General features: G+C 69.4%; 11 protein-coding genes. 4 read left to right on the forward strand and 7 right to left on the reverse strand.

Translation table 11 applies throughout. The annotated features are described in order from the left end of the window. Window positions 1–92: 92 nt before the first annotated feature. From E5198_RS18715 to E5198_RS18725, 3 genes are read left to right on the forward strand one after another with little or no spacing between them, the layout of a single operon-like run. Window positions 93–2,249 (forward strand): FUSC family protein, encoded by a 2,157-nt coding sequence (locus E5198_RS18715; RefSeq protein WP_136491462.1) that lies wholly within the window; start codon window positions 93–95, stop codon window positions 2,247–2,249. Between the two features lie 29 nt (window positions 2,250–2,278). Beyond that, on the forward strand, window positions 2,279–2,479 hold the full coding sequence (locus E5198_RS18720) for a DUF1656 domain-containing protein (RefSeq protein ID WP_136491463.1): 201 nt from the start codon (window positions 2,279–2,281) through the stop codon (window positions 2,477–2,479). Window positions 2,480–2,501: 22 nt separating this feature from the next. Further along, window positions 2,502–3,395, forward strand: coding sequence for an HlyD family secretion protein (locus tag E5198_RS18725; RefSeq protein WP_136491464.1), 894 nt, complete (start codon window positions 2,502–2,504; stop codon window positions 3,393–3,395). A gap of 13 nt (window positions 3,396–3,408) precedes the next feature. Here E5198_RS18725 and E5198_RS18730 read toward each other — a convergent pair whose 3' ends face one another. After that, a complete protein-coding gene (locus E5198_RS18730; RefSeq protein WP_136491465.1) occupies window positions 3,409–4,653 on the reverse strand; it encodes an OprD family porin in 1,245 nt (414 codons plus the stop codon). Window positions 4,654–5,017: 364 nt separating this feature from the next. On the opposite strand from E5198_RS18730, the gene E5198_RS18735 reads away from it, so the two are divergent. Next, window positions 5,018–5,266 (forward strand): DUF2790 domain-containing protein, encoded by a 249-nt coding sequence (locus E5198_RS18735; RefSeq protein ID WP_136491471.1) that lies wholly within the window; start codon window positions 5,018–5,020, stop codon window positions 5,264–5,266. 160 nt (window positions 5,267–5,426) lie between these two features. On the opposite strand, the gene E5198_RS18740 is transcribed toward E5198_RS18735, so the two are convergent. The 6 genes from E5198_RS18740 to E5198_RS18765 form a co-directional block, all read right to left on the reverse strand. Continuing rightward, the gene (locus E5198_RS18740) at window positions 5,427–5,807 is read right to left on the reverse strand and encodes a carboxymuconolactone decarboxylase family protein (RefSeq protein WP_136491466.1); all 381 of its coding nucleotides are present in this window, start codon (window positions 5,805–5,807) and stop codon (window positions 5,427–5,429) included. Window positions 5,808–5,853: 46 nt separating this feature from the next. Then, window positions 5,854–6,255, reverse strand: a complete 402-nt coding sequence (locus E5198_RS18745; RefSeq protein WP_136491467.1) for a MerR family DNA-binding transcriptional regulator — start codon at window positions 6,253–6,255, stop codon at window positions 5,854–5,856. 292 nt (window positions 6,256–6,547) lie between these two features. After that, window positions 6,548–7,177: a CoA transferase subunit B gene (locus E5198_RS18750; protein ID WP_136491468.1), complete on the reverse strand. Its 630-nt coding sequence runs from the start codon at window positions 7,175–7,177 to the stop codon at window positions 6,548–6,550. Between the two features lie 3 nt (window positions 7,178–7,180). Continuing rightward, window positions 7,181–7,891 carry a CoA transferase subunit A gene (locus E5198_RS18755; protein WP_136491469.1) on the reverse strand — a complete coding sequence of 237 codons (711 nt, stop codon included), beginning with the start codon at window positions 7,889–7,891 and terminating at the stop codon, window positions 7,181–7,183. Window positions 7,892–7,995: 104 nt separating this feature from the next. After that, entirely contained in the window at window positions 7,996–8,895 is a 900-nt protein-coding gene (locus E5198_RS18760; RefSeq protein WP_136491472.1) for a hydroxymethylglutaryl-CoA lyase, read from the reverse strand. A 147-nt stretch (window positions 8,896–9,042) separates the two neighbouring features. Beyond that, window positions 9,043–9,508, reverse strand: a 466-nt coding sequence (locus tag E5198_RS18765; RefSeq protein ID WP_136491470.1) for a biotin/lipoyl-containing protein, incomplete at its 5' end; no start/stop codon positions are given.

Genomic DNA, 9,508 nt, shown 5'->3' on the forward strand with positions numbered 1-9,508 from the left:
CGTGCTGGAGGCCGGCAGCGCGCCGGCGGACGAGCGGCTGCAGCCGCGCGCGGTGCGCCTGCAACTGCCGGGGCGGCGCTGAGGTGCCCGGCATGAACGGTCCGGCCACGCCCGCACTGCCCGGCGCCCTGCGCCGCGGCTTCGACGAGTGGCTGCAGGACGAGTGGCCGGTCTGGGCGTTCGTCTTCAAGGCCCTGCTCAGCGCCTTCCTCGCCCTGTGGCTGGCCTACCGGCTGGAGCTGCCGCAGCCGAGCACGGTGCTGGCCACGGTGTTCATCGTCATGCAGCCGGAAAGCGGCCAGGTGCTGGCCAAGAGCTTCTACCGGATCATCGGCACCCTGCTCGGGCTGACGGTGATGATCCCGCTGCTCGCCCTGTTCGCCCAGGAGCGCGTGCTGTTCCTGCTCTGCCTGGCGCTGTGGATCGGCCTGTGCACGGTCGGCGCGGCGCGCTACCGCGACTTCCGCGGCTATGCCTGCGTGCTGGCCGGCTACACCGCGGCGCTGATCGGCCTGCCGGCCATCGCCGATCCGCAGGGGGCGTTCATGCAGGCGCTGTGGCGGGTGCTGGAGATCAGCCTGGGCATCCTCTGCTCGGGACTGGTCAGCGCGCTGCTGCTGCCGCAGAACAGCAGCGCCAGCCTGCGCCGCCTGCTGGCCACGCGCTTTCGCGACTTCGCCGCCTTCGCTGCCGCCGGCCTGCACGGCCAGCCCGACACCGCGCGCCTGGAGCAGCTCAACGCGCGCTTCGCCGGCGAGGCGGTGCTGCTCGACAACCTGCGCAACGCCAGCGCCTTCGAGGACCCGCACATGCGCCTGCGCAGCGGCCGGCTGGGACGCCTCAACCACGAGTTCATGGTGCTCTCGACCCGTTTCCACGGTCTGCACCAGCTGCTGCAGCGCCTGCAGGGCGAGGCCGGCGCGCAGGTGTGCACGGCGCTGGCGCCCTGCCTGGCCGAGGTCGGCGCGGTGCTGGCGCCGCTCGGCCAGCACCTGTGCAGCGAGGCCGACGCGGCGGTGCTGGCCGCGCGCCTGGAAGGCAGCCGGCGGGCGCTGATGCAGCGGATCCGCGATGCGCGCGCGGCGCTGCTGGCGCAGGCTCCCGACGAGCAGCAGCTACTCGACTTCAACACCGCCGCCGAGCAGCTCTACCGCTTCAGCGGCGACCTGCACGACTACGCGCTGACCCACGCCTCGCTGCTCGAGCACCACCACGCCCGCGAGCAGTGGCGGGACAGCTTCACCCCGCGCGCCAACGGCATGGCCGCGGCGGTGGCGGGGATGCGCTGCGCGCTGCTGATCCTCGGCCTCGGCGCCTTCTGGATCGCCAGCGCCTGGCCGAGCGGCGGCACCTTCGTACTCACCGCGGCGATGGTCTCGGCGCTGGTCAGCACCGCGCCCAATCCGCGGCGCCTGGCCTGGCAGCTGCTGGTCGGCGCCGCGGGCAGCGCCGTGCTCGGCGGCCTGCTGCAGTTCCGGGTGCTGCCCTGGCTGGACGGCTTCGCCCTGCTGTGCTGCGCGCTGGCGCCGGTGTTCGCCCTCGGCGCCTGGCTGCTGGCGCGCCGCCAGAGCATGGGCTACGGCGTCGGCCTGCTGCTGTGGTTCTGCATCGTCGCCCTGCCGGCCAACCTGCCGTCCTACGACTTCAACCGGCTGCTCAACGAATACCTCGCCGCCCTGCTGGCGATGGGCGTGACCGCGCTGGCCAACGCGCTGATCCTGCCGCCGGACCGCCCCTGGCTGTGGCGGCGTCTGGAACACGACCTGCGCATGCGCGTGGTGTTCGCCGTCGGCGGCAGGCTCAAGGGGCTGGCCGCCGGCTTCGAGAGCGGCACCCGCGACCTGCTCAGTCAGGCCCACGGCCTGGCCGCCGGGCGCCCCGAGGTGCAGCGCCGCCTGCTGCGCTGGATGTTCGCCGTGCTGGAGATCGGCCACGCGGTGATCGAGCTGCGCCAGGAGCAGGCGCGTCTGCCCGCCGAACCCTGCTACGGCGAGGGCATGCCCTGGCAGGCCAGCGTGCGCGCCCTCGGCCGCGCCCTGGTGCGCCTGTTCATCCAGCCCGACGAGGGCAATCGCCAGCGCGCCCTGGCGGCGGTGGAGCAGGCCATCGCCACCGTGCGGCAGACCCCGGAACGGCGCCCGCCACAGTTCGACAGCTCGCCGCTGCGCCGGGTGCTGAGCTACCTGCACTTGATCCGCAGCCCGCTGCTCGACCCCCATTCGCCGCTGGCGGCCGGGCGCCGGAGCTGAGCATGCAAACCCACCGGAAAGGCCACTAGATGCCGCGCGAGATCGCCCTGTTCGGCGTCTACCTGCCGAACCTGACCCTGCTGTTCGTCATCACCCTGGCCGTCGGCTGGGCCATCGACCGCCTGGTGGCCTGGAGCGGGCTGTACCGCCACGCCTGGCACCCGACCCTGCTGCGCGCCAGCCTGTTCACCTGCCTGTACGGCGCCCTGATGCTGTACGTCTACCAATGATTTGCCGCGAACGAGCCTGGATATGCCCTGGAAAAGAATCATCAGCGTCGTCTTCACCCTGCTGGTCTTCGCCGCCGCCGTGCTGCTGGTGCGCAGCCTCTGGCTGCACTACATGGATGCGGCCTGGACCCGTGACGGCCGGGTGCGCGCCGAGGTGATCAACATCGCTCCGGACGTCGCCGGGCTGGTGGTCGAGGTGGCGGTTCACGACAACCAGCTGGTGCGCAAGGGCGACCTGCTGCTGCGCATCGACCCCGAGCACTACCGCACCGCGCTGCGCCAGGCCGAGGCGCTGGTGGCGGCGCGGCGCGCCGAACTGGCGATGCGCGAGGACAACGCGGCACGCCGCGCCGACATCGACGAGCGGGTGGTGTCGCGGGAGAGCCGCAGCGATGCCGGGCACCTGGCCGCGGCGGCGCGCGCCGACCTGCTGGAGGCGCAGGCCCGTCTCGACGAGGCGCGCCTGCAGCTGGCGCGCACCGAGGTGCGTGCCCCGGCGGACGGCTACATCACCAACCTCAACCTGTTCGAGGGCGACTTCGCCGAGCGCGGCGAGGCGGCGCTGGCGCTGGTCGACCGGCATTCCTTCTACGTCTACGGCTACTTCGAGGAGACCCGCCTGCCGCTGATCCGCACCGGCGACCGCGCCGAGCTGCGCCTGATGAGCGGCGAGCGGTTCAGCGGCCGGGTGGAAGGCATCGCCCGCGGCATCTACGACCGCGACAACCCGGAAAGCCGCGAGCTGACCGCCGACGTCAACCCGACCTTCAACTGGGTGCGCCTGGCCCAGCGCGTGCCGGTGCGCATCCGCCTCGACGAGCTGCCCGCGGGGCTGGAGCTGGCCGCGGGGATGACCTGCACGGTGATCGTCAGCCCGCCCAGCGGCGAGCCGCGGGCGGTGCCCGACCGCTGGTGAGGGGGAGGAGGGCTCAGAACCTGAAGGTGTAGCTGGTGATCAGGCGCAGCTCGTCGTAGTCCCTGGCGAAGCTGGTGCGCACCGTGGAGTTGCGCAGCTGCACCGACAGGTCGCGCAGGCGGCCGCTCTGCACGGTGTACTTGAGGTCGGTGTCGCGCTCGTATTCGCTCTCGTGCGAACTGGCGCCGCGGACGATGTCGCTGCCGCTGGTGTAGCGGGTCATGAAGGCCAGTCCGGGCAGGCCGAATCCGGCGAAGCTGTAGTCGTAGCGCAGTTGCCAGGAGCGCTCGCCGGCATTGACGAAGCCGCCGTTGGTGACCCAGTTGACCAGGGTGAGCTGCGGGGTATAGCCGCCGAGCAGCGGGTGGGCGTCGGCGCCGAGCATGCGCTGGTAGCTGGCGCTGAAGGTGTGCACGCTCCGCTGCAGGCTGACCTTCAGTCCGTAGCTGTGGTTGTCGATGCTTCCGGACAGCGCTTCGCCCGATTCGTCGTGCTGGTAATAGCGCAGCGTGGTACTCAGCAGCGTGTCGTCGGCCAGCGGCAGGCGATGTTCCAGGGAAAGATAGTGCTGGTCGTAGATGTCTTTCAGGTTGGAAAACCAGTAGCTGGTCTTCAGTCGTTCCGTCCATTGGTAATCGGCGCCGAAGAAGTTCATTTCGTCGCTGCCCTGTGCTTCGCTGTCGCCTTCCAGATACAACTTGTCGCGGTTGCTGGATGCGCGCGTGCTCATGTTCCAGAGTTGCCCGGCGGTCAACTTTAGTCTGTCGATGTCGTTGGATTCGAGCAGTACGCCTTCGAATGTCTGCGGCAATACGCGCACGTCGTCCTGGAATGCCACCGGCAATTGCGGTTCGAGCAGGCCGATCCGCAACAGGGACTTGGCATGGCGCATCTTCAGGGTGGCGCCGCCGCGGCCGAACTGGTCGGCCGGATCGAGGCTGTCGTGGTCGTAGGGCAGGCTGCCGTCGCGGCTGGTGCCGCTGCCGCCGTCCAGTTTCAGGGCGTGGAAACTGGTGGCATCGACACCGAAACCCAGGTCACCTTCGGTGAAGCCGGAGCGAAAGCGCAGATACAGGGCCTGGGCCCAGCTGCCCGCGCGGGACTGCTCGGCGCCTTCCTGGCGGTAGTCGCGGTGCAGGTAGAAGTTGCGCAGGGTGGCGTCGAGCTGGCTGTCCCTGACCAGCTCGGCGTGGGCGAAAAACGGCAATAGCAATCCGGCAAAACCGGCCAGTCTTGCAGTGTGGCTGAGTGCGGGCATCGGGGAATTTCTTCGATCAGGTGGATTCTGCACGGGGCAGCGGGACGGGTTCTGCCGCCTCTGGAGTGCGGCCGGCGGCGAATTCTGCCATGCACTCCGGAGATGTTTTTGCCGGATAGACCAAAGTCGGAATTATTGTCGATTTGGTAAAAGGTGTTTTATCCGATTGCCGGTTAAATGCCTGCGCCGTCCCGCGTAGAATTGGCGCGTCTCCCACGAGGAGACAACTTTCTATCCAGGCTAATTCCGATTGCGCAATCGCTCCGGCGATTCTCCGCAAGAGTTCCGGCCGGTCATCCCCGGCGGGAATTTCCACATTGTGCGCCCGGTACAACGGCGCCGTCTTGAACATGGTAAACAGCAGATGAAAGCGTTGGCTTTATTGCTCTTGTCGGGAATCTCGTGCGTCGCCCTGGCCGGCGAAGCTGTCGACAATGGTCCGGTGGAGAAGTACCACTACGGGATGGATCTGGATGTCGCCCGGGTGATCAGCCGTAGCGAGATTCCCGATGTGTGTGGCACCGTCCCGGTGCAGATGGTCTACGAAGACCACCAGGGCCAGCGGCATACCCTGGAATATCTGGTCATGGGCAACGGCTGCCGGGACGGCTGATTCCCTCCCTATTCGGCCTGGCTCCGGGGCCGACCGGACATGGCGCGCGGCCGGCGGATTCGCCTCGTTGCGCAGGTCGTGCGCCATCCCTTGCCTGCGCCAGGCGTTCGTCGCCCGGCGCCCGCCCCGCCATCGCGGCCCGTGGCGGGCGCCGGCGGGATCAGTCTTCCTGCTGCCAGGCGTCGATCACTTCCTGGGCGGCGCGGAAGGCGTCGATGGCCGCCGGCACGCCGGCGTACACCGCGCAGTGCAGCAGCGCCTCGCGGATCTCCTCCACCGTGCAGCCGTTGTTCAGCGCGCCGCGCACGTGGCCCTTGAGTTCCTGCGGGCATTTCAGCGCGGTGAGCGCGGCGAGGGTGATCAGGCTGCGGGTCTTGCGCGGCAGCCCCTCGCGGGTCCACACCCCGCCCCAGGCGTGGGCGTTGACGAACTCCTGCAGCGGGGCGGTGAAGTCGGTGGCGTTGCCCAGGGCGCGGTCGACGAAGGCGTCGCCCATCACCTCGCGGCGGACCCTGAGGCCCTGCTCGTGGCTGTCGGTCATCGGGGATTTCCTGAAGGAAGGGCGCCTGCGCGCAGGCGCCGGCGGGTTACTCGGGAAGGATGGTGTCGTCGTCGATTTGCAGCAGGGCGGCGCGGCAGCGCTCCTCGGCGGTGTCCAGCTCCAGCTGCATCTGGCGGATGTCGAGCAGCTGCTGCTCCAGCTGCAGGCGGCGCTCGGCGATCAGCGCCAGCATGCTGTGCAGCTGCTTCTTGTTGCCGGCCTGCGGGTCGTACAGGCCGATCAGGGTCTTGCACTCGGCCAGCGAGAAGCCGAGGCGCTTGCCGCGCAGGATCAGCTTGAGGGCCACGCGGTCCTTGGGGCTGTAGATGCGCTCCTGGCCGCGGCGCTGCGGCGTGAGCATGCCCTGCTCCTCGTAGAAGCGGATGGCCCGGGTGGTCACGTCCAGCTCCTGGGCCAGGTCGGAGATGCTGTAGGTCTGCTTCGCCATTGGGTTTTCCACATCGGTCGGCGTGCGCGCCCGACGCCGCACGGGGGCCGGGGTTGCGCTGTTCATGGGCGTTCGACGGACAAGGCTACACCTTGGCCATCGCCGATGCACCGGGTCGACTGGCCCGGATGGTGGTCGTGGTGGCTCGGCAGAGCGCTGGGGAAGACGACGTCGTGCATGTTGTTGTTCTCGTAGGCGTCGTGAATGGAGCAGGGCAGGGTGGGAAACTCGCGCGGCGATTTCCCACCATGGCGGTGGACAAGGCGGCGCCGTTGTCCACCCTGCGCAAGCCTCAGCGCTGGATCGGGCAGCCGGTGGCGGCCTGCAGCTCGTCGAAGCTGACGCCCTCGGCCAGCTCGACCAGCCTGAGGCCCTCTGCGGTGACGTCGAGCACGGCCAGGTCGGTGATGATGCGGTCGACCACGCCGACGCCGGTCAGCGGCAGGTCGCAGTGCTCGAGGATCTTGTGCGCGCCGCCCTTGGCGGTGTGCTCCATCAGCACCACCACGCGCTTGACCCCGGCCACCAGGTCCATCGCCCCGCCCATGCCCTTGACCATCTTGCCGGGGATCATCCAGTTGGCCAGGTCGCCCTGCGCCGACACCTGCATGGCGCCGAGGATCGACAGGTTGATGTGGCCGCCGCGGATCATCGCGAAGCTCGCCGCGCTGTCGAAGAAGCAGCTGCCGGGCAGGGTGGTGATGGTCTGCTTGCCGGCGTTGATCAGGTCCGGGTCGACCTCGTCCTCGGTGGGGAACGGGCCGATGCCGAGCAGGCCGTTCTCGCTCTGCAGCCAGACGTCCATGCCGGCGGGGATGTAGTTGGCCACCAGGGTCGGCAGGCCGATGCCGAGGTTGACGTAGAAGCCGTCCTGCAGCTCGGCGGCGGCGCGCTGCGCCATCTGTTCGCGGGTCCAGGCCATGGTTCAGCTCCTCCCTGCTTTTGTAGAAAGTGTGCGTTGTTCGATGCGTTTCTCGGGCGTGGCGTTGACCACGATGCGCTGCACGTAGATGCCCGGCAGGTGGATCTGGTCGGCGTCCAGGGCGCCGGTCTCGACCAGTTCCTCGACCTCGACCACGCAGACCTTGCCGGCCATCGCCGCCAGCGGGTTGAAGTTGCGCGCGGTCTTGTTGAACACCAGGTTGCCGGCCTGGTCGGCCTTCCACGCCTTGACCAGCGCCACGTCGGCGGTCAGCGAGCGCTCCATGACGTACCACTCGCCGTCGAACTGGCGGGTCTCCTTGCCCTCGGCGACCAGGGTGCCGTAGCCGGTTTTCGTATAGAACGCCGGGATGCCGGCGCCGCCGGCGCGCAGCTTCTCGGCCAGGGTGCCCTGCGGGGTGAACTCCAGCTCCAGCTCGCCGGCCAGGTACTGGCGCTCGAACTCCTTGTTCTCGCCGACGTAGGAGGAAATCATCTTGCGGATCTGCCGGGTGGCGAGCAGCTGGCCGAGGCCGAAGCCGTCGACGCCGGCGTTGTTGCTGATCGCGGTGAGGTTCTTGCGGCCGCTGTCGCGCAGGGCGGCGATCAGCGCCTCGGGGATGCCGCACAGGCCGAAGCCGCCGACGGCGATGGTCATGCCGTCCTCCACCAGCCCGTCGAGGGCGGCGTGGGCGCTGGGGTAGAGCTTGTTCATGATGTGCCTCTCTTGTTGTTCTGTCTGGCGGTCGGTGTTGGGGGTGGTGCGCACGGCGCACCCTACGGCCACGCAAGCGTAGGGTGCGCCGTGCGCACCATGGCTCAGCCGCCGCGCCGCGCGCGCGCCACCCGCGAGCCGTTGTCGCGGCCGAGCACGGCGCAGATGCGCTCGCCGGCGGCGATCAGCGCGTCCAGCTCGATGCCGGTGTGGATGCCCAGGCCGTCGAGCAGATACAGCACGTCCTCGCTGGCCACGTTGCCGCTGGCGCCCTTGGCGTAGGGGCAGCCGCCCAACCCTGCCACCGAGCTGTCGAACACGTGGATGCCTTCCAGCAGGCTCGCGTAGATGTTCGCCAGCGCCTGGCCGTAGGTGTCGTGGAAGTGCCCGGCCAGCTTGTCGCGCGGGATGTCGCGGCCGACCGTCTCGAACAGGGTGCGGGTCTTGCCGGCGGTGCCGGTGCCGATGGTGTCGCCCAGGGAGATCTCGTAGCAGCCCATCTCGAACAGCTCGCGGGCCACCGCGGCGACCTGCTGCGGGGCGACCTCGCCCTCGTAGGGGCAGCCGAGCACGCAGGACACGTAGCCGCGCACGCGGATGCCCTGCTCGCGGGCGGCGTCCATCACCGGCACGAAGCGCTGCAGGCTCTCGCTGATCGAGCAGTTGATGTTCTTCTGCGAGAAGGCCTCGCTGGCGGCGGCGAACACCGCTACCTCTTTCACCCCGGCGAGCATGGCGGCCTCGAAGCCCTGCATGTTGGGGGTCAGCGCGGCGTAGGTGACGCCGGGCTTCTGCTGGATCTGCGCGAACACCTCGGCGGAGCCGGCCATCTGCGGCACCCACTTGGGCGACACGAAGCTGCCGACCTCGACGTATTCGACGCCGGCGGCGCTCAGGTCGTCGACCAGGCGCACCTTGTCGGCGACGCTGATCGGCTGTTTCTCGTTCTGCAGGCCGTCGCGCGGGCCGACTTCGACCAGGCGGACGTGCTGGGGCAGGGCAATGGCGGTTGTCTTCATCTGCGGTTTCCGTGTCGGGCGGTGGGCTCTGTGACGCCGGTTGGTGGTGGGCTTGACCGTAGGGGCGAATTCATTCGCCCTTGCACCATACATGGCGAATGAATTCGCCCCTACAGGGACTGGCGTCTGCCTTCAGGCCTCCTCCAGCTCCACCAGCGCGGCGCCTTCGCTGACCAGCTCGCCCTCGCTGCAGTACAGGCCCTTGACCACCCCGGCCTGCGGCGCGCGGATGCTGTGCTCCATCTTCATCGCTTCCAGCACCACCAGGGCGGTGCCGGCCTCGACGTGCTGGCCGGCCTCGACCAGCACGCGGACGATGCTGCCGTTCATCGGCGCGGTCAGCCCGCCGTGGTGGGCGTGGCTGGCCTCGGCCTCGGCGATCGGGTCGACGCGCTGCACACAGCAAAGCTCGCTGCCCCACTGCAGGTACAGGCTGTCGCCGCGGCGGATCGCCAGGTGCTGGCGGCGCAGGCCGTCCTGCTCGACCAGCAGCTGCTCGCCGACCAGCCGCGCCTGCGGCGCGCTGCCGGCGCGCAGGCGCACCACGCGCTGGGCGTCGCCGCAGCGCAGGGCGAGGTCGGTTTCCGCCGGCAGGCCG

Source organism: Pseudomonas sp. A-1 (assembly GCF_004801855.1).
Classification (GTDB): domain Bacteria; phylum Pseudomonadota; class Gammaproteobacteria; order Pseudomonadales; family Pseudomonadaceae; genus Geopseudomonas.

What these genes read in the sequence shown, in the direction of transcription:
- E5198_RS18715 (WP_136491462.1), top strand. Translation starts at nt 93, where the DNA reads ATGAACGGTCCGGCCACGCCCGCACTGCCCGGCGCCCTGCGCCGCGGC.
- E5198_RS18720 (WP_136491463.1), top strand. Translation starts at nt 2,279, where the DNA reads ATGCCGCGCGAGATCGCCCTGTTCGGCGTCTACCTGCCGAACCTGACC.
- E5198_RS18725 (WP_136491464.1), top strand. Translation starts at nt 2,502, where the DNA reads ATGCCCTGGAAAAGAATCATCAGCGTCGTCTTCACCCTGCTGGTCTTC.
- E5198_RS18730 (WP_136491465.1), bottom strand. Translation starts at nt 4,653, where the DNA reads ATGCCCGCACTCAGCCACACTGCAAGACTGGCCGGTTTTGCCGGATTG.
- E5198_RS18735 (WP_136491471.1), top strand. Translation starts at nt 5,018, where the DNA reads ATGAAAGCGTTGGCTTTATTGCTCTTGTCGGGAATCTCGTGCGTCGCC.
- E5198_RS18740 (WP_136491466.1), bottom strand. Translation starts at nt 5,807, where the DNA reads ATGACCGACAGCCACGAGCAGGGCCTCAGGGTCCGCCGCGAGGTGATG.
- E5198_RS18745 (WP_136491467.1), bottom strand. Translation starts at nt 6,255, where the DNA reads ATGGCGAAGCAGACCTACAGCATCTCCGACCTGGCCCAGGAGCTGGAC.
- E5198_RS18750 (WP_136491468.1), bottom strand. Translation starts at nt 7,177, where the DNA reads ATGGCCTGGACCCGCGAACAGATGGCGCAGCGCGCCGCCGCCGAGCTG.
- E5198_RS18755 (WP_136491469.1), bottom strand. Translation starts at nt 7,891, where the DNA reads ATGAACAAGCTCTACCCCAGCGCCCACGCCGCCCTCGACGGGCTGGTG.